This is a genomic window from Mucilaginibacter sp. 320_HR (genome assembly GCF_059691875.1).
On the sequence record NZ_JCAWAI010000003.1, the window covers coordinates 391,018 to 413,902 of the forward strand.

Consider the following 22,885-nt stretch of genomic DNA (forward strand, 5'->3'; position numbering starts at 1 on the left):
TCTCTGAAAAAAAATTTAAAAATTGTCTTGATGGTCAACATTTGCACTTGCATCAATTACTATCCCCTTCTTAGACAGGCGTTTTGCAAATGTTTGATGTGACACCAATATTAAGCTCAGCTTTTTAATTGCTCTGAAAAGCTGTGTTTGAACTGTACGTGGGGAGATGTTCAATATCTCCGCTACTTCTTTGTACCGCAGGCCATCCTCCTTAATCAGGCGGAAAACCAGGCAAGCCTGTGGTGGTAAAGACGAAATAGCCCTATCCAGGATAAAATGAAGTTCTTTGCGCTCCAGTTCCTTTTCAGGATCGTTGGTATTCACCAGCTCAACACCGTCAGACTCTTCCGCCTGGACCAGGTGGATACTTGAATATTTTTTTATGTAATTTAACGACTGGTTTTTTACTGCAACAAAAAGGTATGTTTCGAGGCTGGTAATATCTGCAAGATTTTTACGCCCTTCCCAACACCTGATAAACACATCGGAGACTATGTCCTCTGCAGCTTCTTTTTGTTTAACGTAAAATATACAGAATTTTATCAGCTTGGTGTTCAGTGTATGAAAGATGTATTCGAAAGCCTTAAGGTCGTCAGTCGAACAAACTTGCATCCATAATTCTGAAATATCAGGTCTGTTTATTTTCAAGATATACAGCAGTTAAATGTGTTTGGTACAATTAAAATGCAATGTAACAATTCCATAACAAAAAGGATAAAATTATTTAACTTTTATAAAAACAGCAACAAGAGATTAAACATTTTAAAATATTTTAAAATTGCTTGTAGGCAAAACAGTCGCCAGGATTGTCAATATCAGTGTTCGCCTCTTCAATACTAATCATGAAAAAAACTCAATTCTTATTTTTGCTGATGCTTGGTTTTTGTACCGGAAACGCTCTGGCTCAGGAACATCAAATGTCTAAAGGCTATGTAGCCCCAACTGATACCCTTGTAAAAGCTAACCTAAAAAAATGGCAGGGACTAAAGTTTGGGTTATTTATGCATTGGGGAACTTACAGCCAGTGGGGAGTAGTAGAAAGCTGGAGCATTTGCCCCGAAGATGAAGGCTGGACACAACGCAAAGGCCCTTACAGCTCCGATTATAACACCTACAAAAAAGCCTACGAAAATTTACAAACCACTTTTAACCCGGTAAAATTTGATCCGGAAAAGTGGGTGAAAGCTGCTAAATATGCAGGAATGAAATATGTGGTGTTTACCACCAAACACCACGACGGCTTTTCTATGTTTGATACTAAACAAACCGACTATAAGGTAACAAGTGCTAAAACTGCCTTCTCGTCAAACCCTAAAAGCAACGTCACCAAAGAGATCTTCAAGGCTTTTTCCAAAGATAACTTTATGATAGGCGCATATTTTTCCAAGCCCGACTGGCACTCGGAAGATTACTGGTGGCCTTACTTCCCACCAAAGGACCGCAATGTAAATTATGATCCTGCAAAGCACCCCGAAAAATGGCAGATGTTTAAAGACTTTACTTACAACCAAATTGGTGAGTTAATGACAGACTATGGCAAGGTAGATATACTTTGGCTGGATGGTGGGTGGGTACGCCCGAAAAGCACGATAGATACAACCGTAGACTGGCAAAAAGCAATAACTTTTAACCAGGATATAGATATGCCCAGGATAGCTGCTATGGCAAGGCAAAAACAGCCAGGCTTAATAGTGGTAGACCGTACAGTAGCCGGGCAGTATGAAAACTATACTACCCCTGAACAGCAGGTGCCCAGCGAACCGCTGGACCACCCATGGGAAAGCTGCATCACCATGGGCAACTCATGGAGCTATGTGCCGGGAGACAAATACAAAACCGCTAATGAAGTAGTAAATCTGCTGATCAAGATCGTATCCCGCGGTGGCAACCTGCTCATGAATATCGGCCCCGGGCCGGACGGCGACTGGGATCCGGTTGCGTACAGCCGCCTTCAGCAAATTGGCGATTGGATAAAGATAAACGGAGAAGGCATTTACAACTCCACTTCTGTAGCGCCATATTCCGAAGGTAATATATACTATACTAAAACTTTAAACAACAACAACCTATATGCATTCTATAGCTCAACAAGGGATGCCGTTGATCTACCTGCCACTATTACACTGCACTTAAAAGATATAAGCAAAATAAAAGCTGTCACACTGCTTGGCAGCAAGCAGAAATTAAAGTGGAAGCTAACTAACGGGGTTGTTAATATTTCTATACCGGCTAACTTACAAGCCAAAAACAACCTTACACAAGCTGCCGTTTTCAAAATCTCCTATTAATATTCCAATTCTCACAGCCATAATGTATAACAAAACCCGCGTGACGTACTTAAGTGCTTCAATCAGCTTTTTAATCACCATAATTTTCTTGTCAAACAGTGCCGAAGCCCAATCCGGTTACGAGCTAAACTCGGGCTGGAAATGCGCGCCGGTAAAAGAGGTAAGTGCTGACGGAACCAGGGTATCAACCGCGGCAATAAACACAGCCAATTGGATGCCTGCGACAGTTCCAGGAACAGTGCTTTCAACTCTCCTGAACAACAAGAAAGTGCCCGACCCTTTTTATGGGATGAATAACGAGCGGATACCCGACATTTATAAAACCGGTGCCGACTATTACACCTATTGGTTTGTAAAAGAGTTTAACGAAACTGCTGCTGGAGGCAACCAGGTATACCTCGACTTCCGCGGGGTTAATTACAGCTGCGACATTTTCCTGAACGGGCATAAGCTCAATAAAGGCGTGCAGAAAGGCATGTTTCTGCGGTTTTCCTTCAATATAACATCGTACCTGAATAAAGATGGCAACAACAAGTTGGCAGTACTGGTACACCCGCCGGATGTACTGGGCAATGCCAATGGCGGTCAGGGTGGCGACGGCACCATTGCTCGTAACGTAGGCCTGCAATACACCGCCGGCTGGGACTGGATACAACCTGTTCGTGACCGCAATACCGGTATATGGGACAAGGTAACCATACACAAAACAGGTGCTGTACGCATTAACGACACACATGTAATCACCAATGTTCCGGGCATCAGGCAACCGGAAGGTTCGCAAAAGCCAGTTACTATAAAGGTTGAATCGGAACTTAGTAACCCAACTGCGGGTACCGTCAGCGGCGTCTTAAGCTATGACATTGCCGGCACTATGGTAACAAAAAGCATTACGTTAAAGCCCAATTCTGCAACAACCATAAAACTGCCTGATTATTTCCTGCAAAACCCCAAACTTTGGTGGCCCAACGGCTATGGCTCGCAAAACTTATATAATATTAAGGTAAAGTTCACGCCGAAAGGCCAAGCTGCTTCAGATGTACAATCACTGAAAGTCGGCGTTCGTGAGATACAAACCAGCTGGAACGACCACACAGGCAGCCGCGAAGTTGCAGTGAACGGCCAGCGCGTGTTCATCAAAGGTGGTAACTGGGTAATATCTGATGCCATGCTACGCCTGTCTGACCTCCGGTATGATGCCGAGGTACGCTTTCACCGAGATATGAATCTTAACCTCATACGCGTTTGGGGTGGGGCGATGATAGAACGCCCTGAGTTTTACGACGCCTGCGACCGCTATGGCATACTGGTTTTCCAGGACCTGTGGGGATCGGGAGACTGCAATGGCCGCTGGATAGATCCTATGAAAAGGGATGACCAATGGACCCGACGCAAATACCCCGATGATCATGCCTTGTTCCTGCGTTCTGCAGAAGACCAGATCAAGATGGTACGCAACCATGCCTCCTTGGCTATCTGGTGCGGTGGCAACGAGATCACACCGCCTGAGGACATCCTGGTGGCGCTTAAAGAAGATATACTGCCTAGGCTGGATAACACCCGCTGGTTTGTAGATTACTCTAACTCGGAAGAAATGTCGCGCAATACCTTAGGCGGCAATGGCGATGGCCCATATGGCATACAGCCTTTGTCAGTGTTTTGGGAGTTTAAAACTTATCCCTTCAACTCGGAGGTTGGCTCAGTGGGCATAAACGACGAAGAATCCCTTAAGCGCTTCATCCCGGCAAAAAACATGATAGCACCGGAGTATGACGAGTCATCCCGTAGAAGCAAGACGGACAGCGTTTGGAATTATCACAAATACATTGGTTATGATACCAGCATTAACAAGTACGGAAAAGTTAAAAACGCTGCTGATTTCGCCAAAAAAGCACAGCTGGTGAACTACGACCAATACCGCGGCTTGGCTGAAGGCTTTACCTCGCATATGTGGGACTGGTATACAGGATTCATTATCTGGAAAACACAAAACCCGTGGACGGCCATGCGTGGACAGATGTACGATTATTATCTTGACCCCAATGCCTGCTTGTATGGCCTTCACAATGGCAGCGAACCATTGCATGTAATGTACAATCCTGTAAATGGCATGATCTCCCTGGCTAACAACGGTTATAAACCTATGCGCAGCATGATGCTGGTGGTAAAGGCCTATGACATGTCCGGAAAAGAAAAGCTGATAACGCAGGTTTTTTGCGACATTGTACCCGCATCAACCAAGCGGGTGCTATCCGTTAAAAACGTTATTGACCAAATGGCTGCTAAAGAGGGCGCTTTCCTGTCGTTACAATTGTTAGACACTGATAAAAAAGTACTATCAGAGAACTTGTACTGGATGGCTGACAAAAATGGCGATTACAGTGGCCTGCAAAAGATGAAGGAAGACGAACTGACAGCAACGGCACGTTACGTAAAGCCCGGCCAGGTAGAAGTTACACTTCATAATAAACAGAACGCAGTTATATCCTTCTTTAACCGCATTTCGCTGGTAGATGCCGGGACTAAAGAAAGGGCGCTGCCTGCTTTTTATGACAACAATTATATATCTATGTTACCCGGCGAAGAGAAGAAAATAATTATAGATTACCCGAATAAAGGCAAGAATAAACTTGCTGTAACTGTAGATGGGTGGAACACCGCGGGTAATAATGCACATCTCATCAATATAGCCAACTAATGAAAATACCTTTTTACAAGGCTGCTATTGTAATAATTAGCGTCTGCTTAATTAACGGCCCGTTGAAAGCACAGGATGCACGGTACTCTATTATTCCGTATCCAACTTCGCTTGCTGCCCGCAGCGGCACATTTGTCATTACAGCGGCAACACGTATATCAGCAGACAGCAAATTCAGCAATGAGGTGGTTCAGTTCAACAAACTGATGAAACAAGGACTCGGAATTGCTTTGCAAAAGGCCTCCTCAACCACTGGTAAAATAATTTCATTTAAGTACAATGACGCGATTACTGCAGAAGAAGGTTATAAACTAACCATTGACCAACAAAAACTTATAATAGCTGCCCGTACGCCAACGGGAGCTTTTCGCGCTGTGGAGACAATAAGACAACTTTTGCCGACCAACATAGAGGGCAAAGGGTTAAAAGCGAAACAGCTTAGTTTACCATCTTTAACTATTACAGACCAACCTGCTTATGCCTGGCGTGGCATGCACCTGGATGTTTCCCGCCACTTTTTCTCTATAGACTACCTGCGCAAGTTCATTGATGTTATGGCACTCTACAAGATGAACAAGTTTCATTTGCACCTTACAGATGACCAGGGCTGGCGAGTGGAGATCAAAAAATACCCCAAGCTTACCTCTGAAGGAGCCTGGAGAACTTTCAACAATCAGGACTCGGCTTGCATGAAACTGGCAAAAGACAATCCTGATTTTGCGATCGACACGAAACATATCATCCGCAAAAACGGAAAAACGCTTTATGGTGGCTTCTATACCCAACAACAGCTAAAAGACCTTGTAGGCTATGCAGCTGCAAAACACATCGATATTATTCCGGAAATAGACATGCCTGGCCACATGATGGCGGCTATCAACTCCTACCCTTTTCTCACTTGTAATGGCGAAAACAAATTCGGCGAGTTGTTCTCCAAGCCCATCTGCCCGGCTAACGAAAGCACTTATGAGTTTGCACAGAATGTATTTGACGAGATTATGGCTATTTTCCCATCCAAATACATCCACATTGGAGGCGATGAGGTTGATCGTACCGACTGGGCTAAGTCGGACGTGGTAAAAGCCTTCATGGCAAAAGAGGGCATTAAAGATTTGCCCGGGCTGCACAGCTATTTTATCAACAGGATGGAAAAATACTTCAATTCTAAAGGCCGCAAACTGATTGGCTGGGATGAAGTGATAGAAGGCGGCATCAGTCCGACGGCTATCATCATGTACTGGCGTGGCTGGGTGCCCGATGCACCGGTAAAGGCGGCTAAAAACGGCAACACTGTGATTATGACACCTGGCGAGCCATTGTATTTTGATAATCAGCCCGATCAGTATTCAGTTTCAAAAGTATATTATTTTAACCCTATCCCTGCCAAACTTAATGCGCAGGAAGCAAAAGCAATAATTGGCGCACAGGCAAACATTTGGAGTGAGCGCATCCCAACCGAGAAAAGGGCCGATTACATGTACATGCCAAGAATGACCGCGCTTGCAGAAAGGCTGTGGACGAGCAACACCGACGGATATGACTCCTACCTGAAACGCCTTGCCATCCATTACAAACGATTGGATAAGCTTAATGTACATTACCGCTTGCCCGATCTGCCAAACATGGTTACTGAAAATGTATTTACCGATAAAGACACATTGAGCATCAAAAAGCCAATGGAAGAAATGCAGCTGCGATATACTACAGATGGCAGTTTGCCGTCGGCATCATCAAAAGAACTTGGCGACAAACTTGTCATTACAGCTCCGCAAACCATAAAGGTAGCCGCTTTTACACCATCAGGCTCACGCGGCGATATTTACACCCTCAATTACAATAAGCAAACTTACGCCCCGGCACAAAGTGCCACAGTCACTGCTCCTGGTTTAACAGCTACTTATTACAAGGCCTTCTTTAAACAGACCAGCCTTATCAGCAAGGCTAAGCCGGATAGTACCTTTACAACAAACACCATCGCAGTACCATCATCCGCTACCGCGCCGTCATTTGCCATAATCTACCGGGGCTACATCGATGTACCCTCAACCGGCGTTTATACCTTTTACCTTAATTGCGACGATGGCGGCGTGCTAAAAATAGCCGACCGCATGGTGGTAGATAACGACGGCAACCACTCTGCAATTGAAAAGAACGGCCAGGTTGCACTAAGCAAAGGCTTGCAGCCCTTCGCGCTCGACTTTATTGAAGGCGGTGGCGGCTTTGCATTGGGATTAAAATATAGCGTAAATGGCAGCACGCCGGCGCCGGTTCCGTCAAACTGGTTTCAACACTAACCAAATGAAGAAAAGTCTTTTATTTGCCGCTCTGCTGGCGGCTGGTTTAAACGTAACGGCACAGCAGGCACCTAAACCTTATGGCGTATTACCAACACAACGGCAGCTAAACTGGCAGGAAACAGATATGTACTGCATAGTGCATTTCAGCATGGCCACCTATACAGATAAAGAGTGGGGCTTTGGAGACGAGGATCCTGCCATATTCAACCCTAAAAACTTTAGCGCTATGCAAATAGTGAGCGCTGCTAAAGCAGGCGGTTTTAAGGGGATTGTTGTGGTGGCAAAACACCATGACGGCTTTTGCCTGTGGCCAACAAAGACCACAGAGCATAACATCAGCAAAAGCCCTTACAAGAACGGCAAGGGTGATATTTTAAAAGAATACCAGGAAGCTTGCAACAAGCTGGGGATGAAAATGGCCGTTTACTGCTCGCCGTGGGACAGGAACAACCCTCTTTACGGCAAACCCGAATTTTTAACTAAAGTTTACCGCGAGCAACTGCGTGAACTGTACAAAAACTATGGCCCGTTGTTTATGTCGTGGCACGACGGCGCTAACGGAGGCGACGGCTATTACGGCGGCACACGCGAGGTGCGCAAGATAGACCGTTCTACCTACTATGGTTGGGACACCACCTGGGGCATTACCCGTAAAATGCAGCCGGGCGCGTCTATATTTGGCGATGTTGGGCCCGATGTGCGATGGGTAGGAAACGAGGAAGGCCACGCAGGCGAAACTTATTGGGCAACCTACACGCCGCACGCACCAGAGGAAGGCAAGGTACCCGCAAACGGCTTTGTTAAAGATTACGAGGGAACTGAAGGCACACGCAACGGCAAATACTGGATGCCTGCCGAATGTGATGTACCCTTACGCCGCGGCTGGTTCTATCACGAGTCGCAGGATGGGCAATCCCGCTCGGCTTATACGTTGGCAGACCTGTATTACAAAAGCGTTGGCCGTGGCGCCTGCCTGGATCTTGGCCTGTCGCCAAATAAAGATGGTGTGATAGCCGATGAGGACGTAAAAATACTTAAAGATTTCGGTGGCATTATAAAAGCGACATTTGCCGTTAACCTGGCAAAAGGAGCATCATTTAAGGCAAGTAATATACGTGGCAACAGCGCGGCTAAATTTGGCACTACATTTTTGACCGATAACAGCCGCTACAGCTACTGGGCTACTGATGATAAGGTTACCACCCCTACTCTGGAAATCAACTTGCATACAGCTAAAACCTTCAACGTCATCCGTATACGGGAGAACATTAAGGTGGGTCAGCGGATAGAAGGCGCAGCCTTCGACGCATGGATTAACGGTGCCTGGAAAGAAATTGCAGCGGTGCCCAGCATTGGCGCTAACCGGTTGGTACGCTTACCCTACAACATTACAACCAGCAAACTAAGGCTGAGGATCACCAAGTCGCCAGTCGCTATTGCGATAAGCGATTTTGGCTTGTTTAAAGAGCCTGTACATTTGGTTGCCCCGGTGATTAAGCGCAACAAACAGGGCGAAGTAAACATTTATACCGAAGCGCCGGTGAGCAGCATCCATTATACAACAGATGGCTCTGCGCCAACTGTTTCCTCCCCTGTTTTTAGTAAACCAATTATGTTTACCGCTGGCGGTGAGGTAAGGGCTGCCGCATTTGAAGGGACAGGCAAGAGCGAAAGCACCGTAGCCCGGTTCGGCTTTGCAAAAGAAAAATGGCAGCCAATAACCAAAGCGGATAATGCAGCCGCTGCTATTGACGAAAACGAAAGCAGTTACGTTGCCGCTCCATCAAACACGTTTGTTGTAGATATGGGCGAAGAGCATAATATCAGTTCATTTACCTACCTGCCAAGGCAGGACAAAAATACCACAGGCATGGTTAGCGGCTACACCTTTGCAGTAAGCACCGACGGCAATACCTGGCAGGACGTAGCTACCGGCGAATTTTCAAACATCAGATCGAACCCTGTAGAACAGGTTGTACCTTTGCGCGCTGCTGTAAAAGCCAGGTATATTAAATTTACAGCTACCAAACTAATCAGCGGTGAAGGCATCAGCATAGCAGAATTAGGCGTACGGTAGAACATTTTATCACTCCCATGAAGAACAAGTTTATAGCATTTATAGCACTCGCGTTTCTAAGCAACCAGGCATCGGCGCAGGTAAAAAAAGCCGCAGCAGTTAACACCGACCTTACCCGCTATGTAGACCAAACAATAGGCACAGGATTTCACGGGCACGTATTTGTTGGCGCAAACCTGCCTTTTGGCGCGGTACAGCTTGGGCCAACACAATTGTCGCAAGGCTGGGATTGGTGCTCGGGTTATCACGTTTCCGACTCTACCATCGTTGGCTTTCAGCACACGCACCTGAGCGGAACCGGCATCGGCGACCTGGGTGATGTCTCATTTATGCCAACAACCGGCAAGGTGATCGTAAGCAAGGGCACGTTAAAAGATTCGCGGAACGGCTATTTCTCTTTGTTCAGTCACCAGGATGAGGTGATCCGCCCCGGCTACTATAGTGTAAAGCTTAAGCGCTATGGCATCAAGGCAGAACTTACCGCAACAAGCCGCGTAGGGATGCACAAGTATACTTTCCCGCAGGCTACTGATGCGCACATCATTATAGATCTTGCAGAAGGCATTGCCGACCGCGCTACGGAAACCTATATAAAACAAGTGAATGATCACACCATTGAGGGTTACCGTTACTCGAGAGGTTGGGCACGAGATCAGCGCGTTTACTTCACAGCCGTTTTCTCAAAAGCAATCAAAAACTTTGCGGTTTACGACAGTACAGCCCTCGTCAAAGGCACCACGCTTACCGGTAAGAAGGTTAAAGGCGCATTAAGCTTTGCTACAGCAGCAGGCGAAATAGTTTATGCTAAGGTGGGCGTCTCCCCCGTGAGTACGGCAAATGCGCTGCTCAACATCAATAGTGAAATACCCGGATGGGATTTCAACAAAGTATCGGCAGCGGCCACTGCCGCCTGGAACAAAGAGCTGCACAAGATTACCATAAAGGCAGATTCGCTTTCGCAGCTGAAGAAGTTCTACACCGCCATGTACCACACCATGATAGCGCCGTCAACCTTTAACGACGTGAATGGCGACTATTGGGGTACCGACAAACAGGTACATAAGGCAGCAAACTTTAAAAATCTAACTACATTTTCTTTGTGGGACACCTACCGCTCAGCCAATCCGCTGTATACCATTATGGAGCCGGAGCGTGTAAGCGATATGATCAACACCATGCTGGCTATTTACCAGCAGCAGGGCAGGCTGCCCGTGTGGCACCTGATGGCTAACGAGACCAACACCATGGTGGGTAATAGCGCCGTAGCTGTGGTGGCCGATGCTTATTTAAAAGGATTTAAAGGCTTTGATGCTAATCTTGCTTACGAGGCGGTGAAAACCACACAAATGCAGAATATGCGCGGGCTTAAGTTTGTGAAAGAACTGGGCTTTATACCGGCAGACAGCACACGCGAGAACGTTGCTATGGGCCTTGAATATTCTATCAATGATTGGTGCATTGCGCAAATGGCACGCAAAATGGGCAAGCAGGCCGATTACGAATACTTTAGCAAACGCGCAAAAAACTACCAGAACTATTTTGATAAGCAAACCGGCTTTATGCGGGGCAGGGTATCTGCAACGCAGTGGCGCACGCCTTTTAACCCGTTTGAGTCGCGACATGAGCAGGATGACTTTACCGAAGGAAATGCATGGCAATACACCTGGTTGGTGCCGCATGACGTAGAAGGACTGATAGCCTTACAGGGCGGCGAAAAGCACTTTATAACTAAACTCGACTCGCTGTTCATCGTGCAGGGCGACCTGGGCAAGGAACACTCGCCTGATATCTCCGGGCTTATCGGGCAGTATGCGCATGGCAACGAGCCCAGCCATCATATTACTTACCTGTACGCTTACGTGGGCCAGCCCTGGAAAACGGCAGACAAGGTGCGTTTCATCCTTAATAACTTTTATACCACCAAAACTGACGGTATAATAGGCAATGAGGATGTGGGGCAGATGTCTGCCTGGTATGTATTGTCGGCATTAGGCTTTTACCCGGTCAATCCGGCAAACGGCATGTACGTATTTGGCAGCCCAACGGTTAATGAAGCAACCATTAATTTACCTGCTGGTAAGAAGTTCCATGTAGTGGTTAAGAATAACAGCGCTGCAAACAAATATATTGCAGGCATTACACTTAACGGTAAGCCCTACACCCTTAACTACCTTCCGCACCGGGAGCTGTCTGCCGGCGGCGAACTGGTAATTACCATGGCAGGTAAGCCAACAAGCTTTGGAACATCGGCTGCAAGCCGGCCGAAGTCGATTAATTAGGTATGAAGAAGATTTTTCCTAAAGAATCATCTGGCTATTGGTTTTTACAGGTACTATAAAGACAATGCTTCTTCTCCATTGGCATGCAGCCGGTGTCAGAAGACTAATTTAGTTAATTAACTTTCAAGGCAGCCTTTCTATACTCGCAAGCCTGCTTTGTAAATACAATGTATAAGAATAATTAAGTACTTACTAGTATACACTTGTGTTTATGAAAAATGCTTACTATTATTTATTTTACAAGTTCTACAAATTTGGTGAATGGTCCCCATCTATATTTCCGAGTGATTTTACAGCCACTTTGGCTATTCAAAGTTTGGAATTGCTCTTTCTTTTAGCTTTGAAATTTTACTATCGGGAATTCATTGATAGTCATGACACCTTTGTTTTACTATCGTTATCAACATTAATCCCAGTTTTAACATTATTTTTAATTAACTATTTTGCGTTTCTCCATGATACTACATGGAAGAAATATGTAAAAAAATTTGATAAACTGCCGAAGTCTAAAAATATTATAGGAACCTGGATAGTAGTAGCCGTAGTAGTGTTCGTAATTGGCAACCTGGTGCTTGCTATTCAAATAGCAGGTGAAATGACCGGTATACAATAATAGGCAGAATTTAGATGTTGTATTTCATCGAGCCTTCCAAAATGTACCAAAAAGATTACCCTTCCGGCTTTAGCATACTTCGCATAAAACCATAACTTTGCCGCTGCAAAAACATACTATCGTTATGAGTTTCAGAACCGAATATGATACCATGGGCGCGGTACAGGTACCGGCCGACAAATACTGGGGTGCACAAACAGAACGCAGCCGCAACAACTTTAAAATAGGCCCGGAGGCATCAATGCCAAAGGAAATTATAGATGCCTTTGCCTACCTTAAAAAGGCAGCTGCCTACACCAATACTGACCTTGGCGTACTAACTGCCGAGAAACGCGACATGATAGCACAGGTTTGCGACGAGATATTGACCGGCGCACTGGACAGCGAGTTCCCGCTGGTGATCTGGCAGACAGGATCGGGCACACAATCAAACATGAACGTGAACGAGGTGGTGGCCAACCGCTCGCACGTACTACAGGGTAACACTTTGGGCGAGGGTAAAACCTTCATCCACCCGAATGATGACGTGAACAAGTCACAATCCTCGAACGATACTTACCCTACTGCAATGCACATTGCGGCATACAAGATACTAATGGATGTAACCATCCCCGGTATTGAAAAACTGCGCGACACCCTGCAGGCTAAAAGCGAAGCGTTCAAAAGCGTTGTGAAGATTGGCCGCACCCACCTGATGGATGCTACACCGCTTACTTTGGGCCAGGAGTTCTCCGGCTACGTATCCCAATTAAATCACGGTTTGAAGGCCCTGCGCAACACGCTGGACCACCTGAGCGAGCTTGCGCTTGGCGGCACCGCTGTGGGTACTGGTATTAACACCCCTAAAGGTTATGATGTTAAAGTAGCACAGTACATTGCCGAGTTTACAGGCCTGCCATTTATCACTGCAGAAAATAAGTTTGAGGCACTGGCTGCCCACGACGCTATTGTGGAAAGCCACGGAGCGCTTAAGCAAATAGCCGTATCGTTAATGAAGATTGCTAACGATATCAGGATGTTGGCCTCTGGCCCGCGTTCAGGCATTGGCGAGATACACATACCGGATAACGAACCTGGCTCATCTATTATGCCTGGCAAAGTAAATCCAACCCAAAACGAAGCGGTTACTATGGTTGCTGCACAGGTAATGGGTAACGATGTGGCTATATCTATAGGAGGCTCTAATGGGCACTATGAACTGAACGTATTTAAGCCGGTAATGGCTGCCAACTTTTTACAGTCGGCAAGGCTGATAGGCGATGCTTGCGTATCCTTTAATGATCATTGCGCGGTAGGCATTGAGCCGAACTACGAAGGCATTAAAAAACACCTGGAAAATTCTCTGATGCTGGTGACAGCGCTTAACCCGCATATTGGGTATGAGAACGCTGCTAAAATTGCCAAAACAGCGCTCAAAGAAGGCACGTCTCTTCGCGAAGCTGCAATAGGCCTGGGCTTACTAACCAGCGAGCAGTTTGACCAGTGGGTGCGTCCTGAAGATATGATAGGCAGTTTACCCCCCAGCCCCCTAAAGGGGGAGCAATAAATGCACATAGCCCCTTCTGGTTTATTAAAGAAGGGGCTTTTTGATATACCATGCAAAAGCGTTTCGTATTTTTCCGCTCGCCTTTTCTTTTAACTCTGGCTTTTTGCCTTCTGCTTTCCGCTTTAAGCTTAACAAGCTGCAAATTCAACCCCGATTACCAGGAGCAGGGCCAGCAGTACCTACAAGGCGAATGGCTGCAGGATACATCAGCCCTCCAAAAACAGCTGGTTACCGCAACAGCGTACCGGCTGAAGTTTAGCTGTGATTCGTTTTTTGTAAGCATGAATTCATTCTCAAAGGCTGTTGCAGGTGCAGACACTTGCATAAAAAATGGCCATTGGGCCGAGTATGCCAAAGGCATTTACCAGCAAAAACATGATACACTGATACTAAAGGGCTTGTTTTGCAACCCCAACTTTAGCTACAAGGTAGAAGGCGGTTGTTTCCGGTACGGCAACTACCAGGAAGCCTTCAAAGTAAAAAAACAAACGGACTCAATTGTGCGGTTTGCACCGCTGGCCAGCGTACTTCCTTTCAACGCCAGACTCATTAAACGAAATACTTGTATTCCAAAACCACTTTAAAATGAAATCGATCAGGATCTTTTTACTTGCAATTGCCATCATGTACCTGCCTGTACAAACCATGGCCTGGGGAACAAACGGCCACCGTATATGCGGGCAAATAGCCGACAGCTATTTAACGCCCAAGGCACGTGCCGCTATTAAAGCCATCCTGGGTGACGAAAGCATTGCCATGACAAGCAATTGGGCCGATTTTATTAAGTCTGACCCGGCCTATAATTACCTTTCGGTATGGCACTATGTCGATTTTGATAAACGTATGACCTACCCCGAAATGCAGGCATACCTAAAAGCCGACACCACTACCGATGCTTATACTAAGATGAACTTTTTAATAGGCGAACTAAAGAAAAAGAACCTGTCAAAAACCAGCAAGGTGCTGTACCTGCGTATGCTGATACACATTGTTGAAGACGTTCATCAGCCAATGCACACTGCACACACTGCAGACAAGGGTGGTAATGATGTAAAACTTACCTGGAACAACAACCCGCAGCCAACCAATTTGCACTCGATATGGGATTCCCAGCTGATAGATATGCAGCAGTTGAGCTTTACTGAGTACGTAGCATGGATAAACCACACTACGGCCAAGCAACGCGCCGAATTGCAGGCAGCACCTGTTAGCCAATGGCTGTTTGAATCTAGCCAGCTTGCAGAAAAGATCTATGCTGATGTAGAGGGCAAGGACAAAGTAAGCGGTTACAATTACAATTTTAAGTTTATAGGTGTGCTTAACCAGCAGCTTTTAAAAGGCGGCGTAAGGCTTGCTGGCGTATTGAACCAAATCTTTGGTTAATAGAGAAGCAGAAAGCTTAAAGCACAGAGCAAAAAGATGAAAACAGATAGCAGGAAGTAAAAGCTCTTGCTTTGGTCTTTCTGCTTTTCGCGTAACGAAGGTAACAGCTTAAACAATGAAAATACTAATGGTTTGCCTGGGCAACATCTGCCGTTCGCCACTGGCAGAAGGCATTATGCGCCATGAGGCACAAAAAGCAGGACTGGACTGGGAAGTAGACTCGGCAGGTACCGGTGACTGGCATGTTGGCCGCCCGCCGGACAGGCGCTCCATTGCAGCTGCCCTGGCGCAGGGTGTAGATATCAGTAAGCAGGTATGCCGATTGTTCAACGTGCGCGACTTTGACGACTTTGACCTGATACTGGTGATGGACCGCAGTAACCTTGCCGACATACTGGCGAAGGCCCGCAGTCCCGAAGATCGTGAGAAAGTAAAACTACTGTTAGGCAATAATATAGTACCCGATCCGTATTATGATGATACCCAGTTTGCCCCGGTTTATAAATTGATTGAGGCTGGGTGTAAAGAGATCATCAGGCAATATAAAGACAAACAGATATGAAAGCACTATTCCTCAGTTTTGTAATAGTTTTTAGCAGCCTTGCTGCCAGCGCTCAACAAGTGAGCGGTACAGACAAAGTAATTACATCTTACATAGCATTGAAGAACGCTCTTGTAGGCAGCAATGCAGCACTTGCTAAAACCCGCTCTAAAGAGTTGCTGAATACCCTTGCGGTTAAACCGGTAGATTTAAAGCCTGCGCAGGAAGTTTTATACACCAAGTATGCCGACAGATTAAAGCTAGACAGCCGCCATATCAGCGAGAGTAGTGTGCTTGCACGTCAGCGTGAACATTTCTCAAGCTTATCTAAAAACATGTACGCGTTGTTGTCCGCCCTCAAGACCAACAGCAGCCCGCTTTACCAGCAGTATTGCCCCATGAAAAAGGCATCATGGCTAAGCGAAACGGAAGAGATACGCAACCCTTACTACGGCGACGAAATGCTGGAGTGCGGCACTGTAAAAGCAACCATAAATCCGGCATCAAAATAACTGTCCACAGATATAAAAGAAGCGGCTGTTCTCTTGGAGACAGCCGCTTCTTTTTTGGCATGTTCAGGAGCTAAATCTTAAAATAACGGATTTATTAAATGCAAATTTATTTTAAAATAGCATCTCAAATCGGTGTGGTTTTTAAAGGTACAGGTAAAGATTTCCAGGCAAAATCAGCCATTTTGATGCTGATATAGCACTTTTTTGAGGGGAAGCGTACAAGTGTTCAAATTGCACAAAAACAGCCCCGGCACAAAAAAAGCTGAACACTTTTGAACACTACACCGGTAAAGTGAACGCAAAACGACCGCCCTCGCCTATGGCGCTCTCCACCCAAATGCGAGCGTTTGTCTCAGGCGTTAACCCGTTAAATCCCTGGGTGATTCCCTGCTAACCACGTGTTTAAAGAAGCCACCTTTTGCGCGTTAGCAGCCATCCATCCGGCACTCTCAGTTAAGGCACTTTGGCTGATGTACCTAGCAAACGCCGGCATGTGCCCGGCAGCATTAAGCTTGCCGAAATGATCTGCCAGGCTGTGCCAAAAGTATTGTTTATTCCTGGATGCTTCCGCAAGCTTTACTATAATGGCATCCAGCTGCGCAGCCAACAGGTCTGCATGCGAGCCGTACTTCCTTGTTTTGAAAACGCTTAGAGCTTTTACAATCAATCCATTTTGATAGGTGATGTAGGGTGTAGCAACTGCTTTGTAACCAGGCTCGGGTTTAAGGGTACCTCCTTGTAAAATGTTCTGCAGGTTACCGAAAGCTTCCGCGCTGCGTGTGCCGCCCGGCTCAAGCAAAAGGAAGTAGCAAAAACCTAGTATAGCTTCAGTTCGTTTGTTCTGATGAAAGGCAGCAAGGGCGTACATCCTTGCGCTGCCTGCATCTTTTATGTCGCGCTTCAGCGCATCTGCAAACTGCTGTTCGGCCGCGGCATACTGCTTTGCTTTAAAGTACGCAATGCCCAGGTTATAGTAGATCCGCTGGTTAGAGGTATCTGCAGCTATGGCGTTTTTGTAGGCAGCAACAGCTTCTCGAGAACGGTTTAAAGTACCGTAGATGCTACCCTGTAAACTGTAAGCAGCGGCAGCAAACTTACTGTCGGTACTGCTTTTAATAGCACTATTTATGTAAGGTACCGCATCCGCACTCCTGCCCGATGCAAACAGCGCGAAGGCCATCTGATAATTTGCCTGTGCATTATCCGGCTGCAAAGCCAGCGCTGCCTTGTATTTTGCTACTGCAGCAGGATAGTCTTTTTTGCTACCTAACTCAATACCCTGTTTTATAAATGTTGAAACACTATCAGTTTGATCTTGGGAGAATCCAGTGGTGCTTATGGTAATACACACAATAGCTAATAACAATAAACGGTAGATTTTCATACGCTAATTTAACTCGCTTTTAATAATGTTGAAACATTACTCAAAAAATTCTCTTTTACCTCCTATATAATTTCTAATTTTCGCCCGGCATTTACCCTTGGATCTGTTTTGCATATGAATGTTGTTCTTAAAAGCACACTGTCGTTCTTAATTCCCTTATTCTTAATCACTTCCTGCTCATCAGGCTCGGCTGATAAAAAGAACGGCATCAATCCCGAAAAACCATTTGATCCTGCTAAGTTTTTAAAATACGACCCTAAAGATGGCGACAAAAAGATAGCTGCCTTTATGGAACACCTGCATAAGGTAAGTGGCTTTAATGGCAATGTTCTGGTCGCTAAAAAAGGAAAGATATTATATGAAGGTTCTTATGGTTGGGCTAACCACCTTACCCGTGATAGCCTTAAACTAGACTCGAAATTCGAGCTGGCATCCGTTACTAAAACCATGACGGGTACCGCCATTATGCAGCTGTGGGAACGAGGTAAAATAAAGCTTGATCAGGATGTAAGAGATTTCTTTCCTGACTTCCCATATGAAGGTGTAACTATTCGCCTGTTGCTTACTCACCGCTCTGGCATGATGAATTACGTTTACTTTATTGACGGCGTTTTCCGGAGCGAGCACCGCGACCAGCGTAAAGGGGTATCCAACAAGGAAGCAATGGCTATGATAGCGCAGTACAAACCTGCCCGCTTTAATAAACCAAATATTAGGTTCCTGTACAACAACTCTAATTTTATGGTGCTGGGATCTATTATAGAAAAGGTTACCGGCCAAAGTTATGCAGATTACATGATGCAGAACATTTTTAAACCTGCAGGCATGACCCATACCGCGGTTTACTCAAAAGCGGTATATGATAAAATACCTGCGGATGTGGTTGGACACGATCGCAATAGCTGGAAGTACTCTGTAGCGCAAAATTTTTTGGACGGACCTGTTGGCGACAAAGGTATTTACAGCACTGTAGGCGACCTTTATGTATTTGACCAGGCACTGCGCGCGGGCAAGCTCATGAAACCCGCTACTCAGGATTCGGCATATACAGCGCATAACCCCATGATACGCGGGCACTTCAATTACGGCTACGGTTGGAGGATATTTGAAGCACCTAACGAAAAGGTAGTCTATCACACCGGCTGGTGGCACGGTTTCCGCCACATTTATTTACGCGATCTTAAAAACGATGTTACCATTGTTTTGTTAGGTAATTTGGTAAACGGCAGTCTGCTGCACCTGGATGACCTGTTTAAGATGACGGGCATGCCGGTAGTGCGCAAAGGTGCTTACAATGGCGCCGGGGATACGGCTGAGGATTGATATTAGTAATGGTTGGTAGTAAATTAATTAACACTGATTAATAATGAACAACCATTCACTTGATCAACTTTATAAACCACTAACTTTATACCTATGTTCGACAAAATATTAGAAGCACAGCAAAAAGCTGGCGAAATGAAACAGCGCCTGGATACCATAAGTGTAACCGGCACCGCTGAAGGCGGCAAAATAACTGTCACTGCTAATGCCAATAAGGTTATTCAGGCCATTACCATAGACGAGGCTTTTCTTAAAGAGGCTGACAAGGAAGAACTAGAAGAACTAATGGCTATTGCTGTTAATAAAGCGTTGGAGCAGGCAGAAAATGTGAGCCAAAGTGAAATGGCATCCATGGCAAACAACATGTTTGGTGGCATGGGCGGCTTGGGAAGCTTGTTTGGTAAATAGATTAGGCAGTCGTATTATAAAGCTTATTAACTATGAAACTTACTTATTACGGTCAGTCTTGCCTTGAACTTGAGGCAAACGGCACCAGATTATTATTCGATCCGTTCATCAGCCAAAATCCTTTGGCTAAAAATATTGATGTAAGCGCTCTGAAACCAGATTACATCCTGGTATCGCATGGGCACGGCGACCATGTTGGCGACCTGGTACAGGTACAAAAACAAAGCGGAGCAAAGGTCATTTGCATTGCCGAAATAGCTGGCTGGTTAGGCAAGCAAGGTATTGATAATACCCATGGCATGAACATTGGCGGTGTATTCAATTTTGATTTTGGTCGCGTTAAAATGGTAAATGCCGTACACTCCAGTGCCTTACCTGATGGCAGCAATGGTGGTAACCCTGCAGGTTTTGTAATTACGTTTAACGGGCAGAAGGTTTACTTTGCGGGAGATACCGCGCTTACTTACGACATGAAGCTACTGGAAGATGAGAACCTGGATTGGGCTATCCTGCCAATTGGCGATAACTACACAATGGGTGCCGATGATGCCATTAAGGCTGCGTCTTTTATTAATTGCAAGGATATTGTAGGTGTTCACTATGATTCTTTCCCGGTAATAGAAATTAATAAGGACGAGGTGCAGGAAAAGTTTATTAAAGCAGGCCTCAACCTTAAGCTACCAGCAATAAGCGAAAGCATCGAGTTGTAAAATAAAAAGGCCCCTTATGGGGCCTTTTCTCTTATGTTTAAATAACGGTTCCGCTGGGGATCACCGCTCTTTTCTTGATGATTACTATACCATCTACAACTGTATAAGTTGGGTAATCTCCGTCAGGAAGTTTCTTGTTACAATTGATCTTGACATCGTCCCCTATATAAGTGTTCTTATCAATTATCGCATTCTTAATGGTACACCTGTCGCCTATACCCATTGCAGGAACACCAGCTTCTTTCGCTGCAGCGATTTCCTCAAGGGTTTGGTAATTATCGCTTCCCATTATATAACAGTTCTCAATGCTAGTATAAAGCCCTATGCGGGTACGTATACCAACAATAGAGCGATTGATTAGGCTAGCGTTAATAATGCAGCCATCGGCAATTATCGACTTCTCTAAGTGTGTACCGGAAACCTTGGTTGGCGGCAACATGCGTGCCCTCGTATAGATGTGATTCTTATCGAAAAGGTTAAACTCTGGTATATCATCTGTTAAGCCGAGGTTAGCTTCAAAGAACGATGGAATGGTACCAATATCTGTCCAGTAACCTTCGTATTGGTAGCTCACTACTTTATGCCCCTGTATTGATTGCGGAATAATCTCCTTACCAAAATCGGTCTGGTCGTTACTCTCAAGCAATTCGTACAGCAATTTGCGGTTAAAGATGTATATACCCATCGATGCCAGGTATATGCGCCCTTTCTCTTTCATTTCCGGGCTAACTTCAGATACCCATTCCTCAAAGCCGGTCTTGGGTTTTTCAATGAAAGCCGTAATGTTATTTTCGGCATCGGTTTTCAGGATACCAAACCCGGGCACATCACGCTCGTGCACCGGTATAGTAGCAATTGATATATCTGCCTTGGATTCTACGTGCTGCTGTATCATTTCCTCAAAATCCATCTGGTACAGTTGATCGCCAGAAAGGATAAGCACGTAATCAAACTCATGCACGGCCAGGTGGTGTAAGCTTTGCCTTACAGCATCGGCAGTTCCCTGGAACCAACCCGCACTGGTCGGCGTTTGCTCAGCAGCGAGTATATCAACAAAAGCAGTACTGAACGTACTGAAGTGATACGTATTTTTAATATGCTTGTTAAGCGATGCCGAGTTGAACTGCGTAAGCACAAATATCCTGTTGATATTGGAGTGCAGGCAGTTGGAGATGGGTATATCTACCAGGCGGTATTTACCGGCAATTGGTACGGCCGGTTTGGAGCGCGTTAGTGTTAGTGGAGCTAAACGGCTGCCCTGGCCTCCGCCAAGTACAATGCTGATCACTTTCGATGTCATGGTTGAGATGTTAAACTGTTATACAGATCTATATATTCCTGAGCCGAGCGCCCCCACGAAAAGTCGAGGCCCATCATCCGCTTACGCAGCAGCTGCATTTTTTTTGTGTCCTGGTAAAGCTCCACAGCTCGCGCTATGGAATATGTAATATCGTCCGCTGTAGCATTTTCAAAACGAATGCCATAACCATCTTCTTCGTTAATATCTGTAACGGTGTCCTTTAAGCCGCCGGTTGTACGCACAATTGGTATGGTACCGTAACGTATGGCGTAAAGCTGATTCAAGCCGCATGGTTCCACCCGCGAAGGCATCAGCAGGAAATCGGCGCCTGCGTATATCACGTGTGCTAAAGATTCGTCATAACCTATAAATACATTACAGTTCTGAGGGAACTCGTCCTTAAGTGCCTGTATGGCTAATTCGGTTTCTTTATCTCCTGTACCCAGTATCAGGAAGTTTACACCATTCGGGTGCTGCCTTATGCTGCGTTCGATAGCTTCGGGCAGCAAGTCGGCACCTTTTTCTACTACCAGCCTGCCAATGAATACAACAAGCGGTTTGTTTATGTCGAGGTTAAACCTGTCACAAAGTTCCTTTTTATTGGCTTTTTTGCCTTTATCAGCAGTGGCTGCATTAAAATGGTTCAGCACCATTGGGTCGCTTTCTGCATTCCACACGTCGGTATCAATCCCGTTAACAATGCCGACGCCTTTCGCTCTTTCCACCCAGAACAAATATTCAAGCCCGTTGGAGTTTATGGTGAGTTCGTGCAGGTAGTTGGGAGATACGGTAGTATACTTCCAGCAGCATTTTACGGCGCAGGCCAGGGGGTTTATTCCGCCTGCCCATTCCAGTAAGCCTGTTTTTAATGCGTCAATTTCCGGCAGGTAGTTCAGTTTTTCCCAGCCAAATGCCCCATGGTATTGCCCGTTATGAATGGTAAAAACGGTTGGTATGTGCGCCAGTCTGCGGTAAAGTGCCGAATGGTACATAAGGAACGGGACCAGCCCGGTGTGATGATCATGGCAGTGTACTACATCCGGCGTTTGCCCGCTCCAGTTTATCCAATCCAGAAAACAAATCTGGAAAGCCAGGAACTGCTCCCTTTCATCAGGGTAGCTGTAGATGTTCTCCCTATCCAGCAGCCCGGGTACCTTAACCATAAAAAGTTCGAACCCAAGCTTATCGGTGGTTTCCTTTACAATTTCAAAGTATATACGCCGGTCGCCAAGCAGTGTAAGCCCTTGGAAAACCACCTCGAAAGTATTCTCGTGTACAAACTTGCGGTTGTAGTACGGTATAACCACGGCCGCGTTTAGCCCTGCCTGATTTTGGTACTTGGGCAACGCGCCAACAACATCTGCAAGCCCGCCAACTTTAGCTATAGGATAACATTCGGCACTAAGGTGGTAGATTCTCATTAAAGGACTATATAGTGGTTAAGGTACTAAACATTTCCCCACATGAACAAACACATTATTTCAAAAATGTGTTTGGAACGATGTAAGAATTTAATGAAAGTAAATCCG

At 45.7% G+C, this 22,885-nt stretch carries 18 protein-coding genes; 14 read left to right on the forward strand and 4 right to left on the reverse strand.

The annotated features are described in order from the left end of the window. Positions 1–15: 15 nt before the first annotated feature. Complete coding sequence (locus tag AC59GT_RS12250; protein WP_497237903.1) at positions 16–648, reverse strand: RNA polymerase sigma-70 factor; 633 nt, start codon at positions 646–648, stop codon at positions 16–18. A 194-nt stretch (positions 649–842) separates the two neighbouring features. Between AC59GT_RS12250 and AC59GT_RS12255 the strand changes: the two genes are divergently transcribed. The 11 genes from AC59GT_RS12255 to AC59GT_RS12305 all read left to right on the forward strand — a co-directional run bounded on the left by AC59GT_RS12255 (position 843) and on the right by AC59GT_RS12305 (position 16,231). Beyond that, positions 843–2,288, forward strand: coding sequence for an alpha-L-fucosidase (locus tag AC59GT_RS12255; protein ID WP_497237904.1), 1,446 nt, complete (start codon positions 843–845; stop codon positions 2,286–2,288). 22 nt (positions 2,289–2,310) lie between these two features. Continuing rightward, the gene (locus AC59GT_RS12260) at positions 2,311–4,983 is read left to right on the forward strand and encodes a glycoside hydrolase family 2 protein (RefSeq protein ID WP_497237905.1); all 2,673 of its coding nucleotides are present in this window, start codon (positions 2,311–2,313) and stop codon (positions 4,981–4,983) included. Beyond that, positions 4,983–7,277, forward strand: a complete 2,295-nt coding sequence (locus AC59GT_RS12265) for a family 20 glycosylhydrolase (protein WP_497237906.1) — start codon at positions 4,983–4,985, stop codon at positions 7,275–7,277. The genes AC59GT_RS12260 and AC59GT_RS12265 overlap by 1 nt, the downstream gene beginning before the upstream one ends. A gap of 4 nt (positions 7,278–7,281) precedes the next feature. Next, positions 7,282–9,357 (forward strand): alpha-L-fucosidase, encoded by a 2,076-nt coding sequence (locus AC59GT_RS12270; protein WP_497237907.1) that lies wholly within the window; start codon positions 7,282–7,284, stop codon positions 9,355–9,357. 17 nt (positions 9,358–9,374) lie between these two features. Next, complete coding sequence (locus tag AC59GT_RS12275; protein WP_497237908.1) at positions 9,375–11,636, forward strand: GH92 family glycosyl hydrolase; 2,262 nt, start codon at positions 9,375–9,377, stop codon at positions 11,634–11,636. 211 nt (positions 11,637–11,847) lie between these two features. Next, entirely contained in the window at positions 11,848–12,249 is a 402-nt protein-coding gene (locus tag AC59GT_RS12280; protein WP_497237909.1) for a hypothetical protein, read from the forward strand. A gap of 124 nt (positions 12,250–12,373) precedes the next feature. Beyond that, positions 12,374–13,795: a class II fumarate hydratase gene (gene fumC, locus AC59GT_RS12285; RefSeq protein ID WP_497237910.1), complete on the forward strand. Its 1,422-nt coding sequence runs from the start codon at positions 12,374–12,376 to the stop codon at positions 13,793–13,795. Between the two features lie 50 nt (positions 13,796–13,845). Beyond that, positions 13,846–14,379 carry a hypothetical protein gene (locus AC59GT_RS12290; protein WP_497237911.1) on the forward strand — a complete coding sequence of 178 codons (534 nt, stop codon included), beginning with the start codon at positions 13,846–13,848 and terminating at the stop codon, positions 14,377–14,379. 1 nt (position 14,380) lies between these two features. Beyond that, the gene (locus AC59GT_RS12295) at positions 14,381–15,178 is read left to right on the forward strand and encodes a S1/P1 nuclease (RefSeq protein ID WP_497237912.1); all 798 of its coding nucleotides are present in this window, start codon (positions 14,381–14,383) and stop codon (positions 15,176–15,178) included. A 115-nt stretch (positions 15,179–15,293) separates the two neighbouring features. After that, on the forward strand, positions 15,294–15,740 hold the full coding sequence (locus AC59GT_RS12300) for a low molecular weight protein-tyrosine-phosphatase (RefSeq protein WP_117383504.1): 447 nt from the start codon (positions 15,294–15,296) through the stop codon (positions 15,738–15,740). Continuing rightward, entirely contained in the window at positions 15,737–16,231 is a 495-nt protein-coding gene (locus AC59GT_RS12305; protein ID WP_497237913.1) for a DUF3347 domain-containing protein, read from the forward strand. Before AC59GT_RS12300 ends, AC59GT_RS12305 begins: the two co-directional genes overlap by 4 nt. Before the next feature lie 367 nt (positions 16,232–16,598). Here AC59GT_RS12305 and AC59GT_RS12310 read toward each other — a convergent pair whose 3' ends face one another. After that, a complete protein-coding gene (locus AC59GT_RS12310; protein ID WP_497237914.1) occupies positions 16,599–17,615 on the reverse strand; it encodes a tetratricopeptide repeat protein in 1,017 nt (338 codons plus the stop codon). A gap of 114 nt (positions 17,616–17,729) precedes the next feature. Between AC59GT_RS12310 and AC59GT_RS12315 the strand changes: the two genes are divergently transcribed. The 3 genes from AC59GT_RS12315 (at position 17,730) to AC59GT_RS12325 (ending at position 20,056) form a co-directional block, all read left to right on the forward strand. Further along, positions 17,730–18,938: a serine hydrolase domain-containing protein gene (locus tag AC59GT_RS12315; protein WP_497237915.1), complete on the forward strand. Its 1,209-nt coding sequence runs from the start codon at positions 17,730–17,732 to the stop codon at positions 18,936–18,938. Between the two features lie 93 nt (positions 18,939–19,031). After that, the gene (locus tag AC59GT_RS12320; RefSeq protein ID WP_497237916.1) at positions 19,032–19,346 is read left to right on the forward strand and encodes a YbaB/EbfC family nucleoid-associated protein; all 315 of its coding nucleotides are present in this window, start codon (positions 19,032–19,034) and stop codon (positions 19,344–19,346) included. Positions 19,347–19,378: 32 nt separating this feature from the next. Next, the gene (locus AC59GT_RS12325; protein WP_497237917.1) at positions 19,379–20,056 is read left to right on the forward strand and encodes a metal-dependent hydrolase; all 678 of its coding nucleotides are present in this window, start codon (positions 19,379–19,381) and stop codon (positions 20,054–20,056) included. Positions 20,057–20,093: 37 nt separating this feature from the next. On the opposite strand, the gene AC59GT_RS12330 is transcribed toward AC59GT_RS12325, so the two are convergent. Both AC59GT_RS12330 and AC59GT_RS12335 read right to left on the reverse strand, forming a co-directional pair. After that, complete coding sequence (locus AC59GT_RS12330) at positions 20,094–21,356, reverse strand: glucose-1-phosphate adenylyltransferase (protein WP_497237918.1); 1,263 nt, start codon at positions 21,354–21,356, stop codon at positions 20,094–20,096. Next, positions 21,353–22,777 carry a glycogen synthase gene (locus tag AC59GT_RS12335; protein ID WP_497237919.1) on the reverse strand — a complete coding sequence of 475 codons (1,425 nt, stop codon included), beginning with the start codon at positions 22,775–22,777 and terminating at the stop codon, positions 21,353–21,355. Before AC59GT_RS12335 ends, AC59GT_RS12330 begins: the two co-directional genes overlap by 4 nt. Positions 22,778–22,885 lie beyond the last annotated feature (108 nt).

Bases quoted from the DNA above. Each gene is read 5' to 3' on its own strand.
- AC59GT_RS12255 (WP_497237904.1), top strand. From the start codon at position 843: ATGAAAAAAACTCAATTCTTATTTTTGCTGATGCTTGGTTTTTGTACC.
- AC59GT_RS12260 (WP_497237905.1), top strand. From the start codon at position 2,311: ATGTATAACAAAACCCGCGTGACGTACTTAAGTGCTTCAATCAGCTTT.
- AC59GT_RS12265 (WP_497237906.1), top strand. From the start codon at position 4,983: ATGAAAATACCTTTTTACAAGGCTGCTATTGTAATAATTAGCGTCTGC.
- AC59GT_RS12270 (WP_497237907.1), top strand. From the start codon at position 7,282: ATGAAGAAAAGTCTTTTATTTGCCGCTCTGCTGGCGGCTGGTTTAAAC.
- AC59GT_RS12275 (WP_497237908.1), top strand. From the start codon at position 9,375: ATGAAGAACAAGTTTATAGCATTTATAGCACTCGCGTTTCTAAGCAAC.
- AC59GT_RS12280 (WP_497237909.1), top strand. From the start codon at position 11,848: ATGAAAAATGCTTACTATTATTTATTTTACAAGTTCTACAAATTTGGT.
- fumC (WP_497237910.1), top strand. From the start codon at position 12,374: ATGAGTTTCAGAACCGAATATGATACCATGGGCGCGGTACAGGTACCG.
- AC59GT_RS12290 (WP_497237911.1), top strand. From the start codon at position 13,846: ATGCAAAAGCGTTTCGTATTTTTCCGCTCGCCTTTTCTTTTAACTCTG.
- AC59GT_RS12295 (WP_497237912.1), top strand. From the start codon at position 14,381: ATGAAATCGATCAGGATCTTTTTACTTGCAATTGCCATCATGTACCTG.
- AC59GT_RS12300 (WP_117383504.1), top strand. From the start codon at position 15,294: ATGAAAATACTAATGGTTTGCCTGGGCAACATCTGCCGTTCGCCACTG.
- AC59GT_RS12305 (WP_497237913.1), top strand. From the start codon at position 15,737: ATGAAAGCACTATTCCTCAGTTTTGTAATAGTTTTTAGCAGCCTTGCT.
- AC59GT_RS12310 (WP_497237914.1), bottom strand. From the start codon at position 17,615: ATGAAAATCTACCGTTTATTGTTATTAGCTATTGTGTGTATTACCATA.
- AC59GT_RS12315 (WP_497237915.1), top strand. From the start codon at position 17,730: ATGAATGTTGTTCTTAAAAGCACACTGTCGTTCTTAATTCCCTTATTC.
- AC59GT_RS12320 (WP_497237916.1), top strand. From the start codon at position 19,032: ATGTTCGACAAAATATTAGAAGCACAGCAAAAAGCTGGCGAAATGAAA.
- AC59GT_RS12325 (WP_497237917.1), top strand. From the start codon at position 19,379: ATGAAACTTACTTATTACGGTCAGTCTTGCCTTGAACTTGAGGCAAAC.
- AC59GT_RS12330 (WP_497237918.1), bottom strand. From the start codon at position 21,356: ATGACATCGAAAGTGATCAGCATTGTACTTGGCGGAGGCCAGGGCAGC.
- AC59GT_RS12335 (WP_497237919.1), bottom strand. From the start codon at position 22,777: ATGAGAATCTACCACCTTAGTGCCGAATGTTATCCTATAGCTAAAGTT.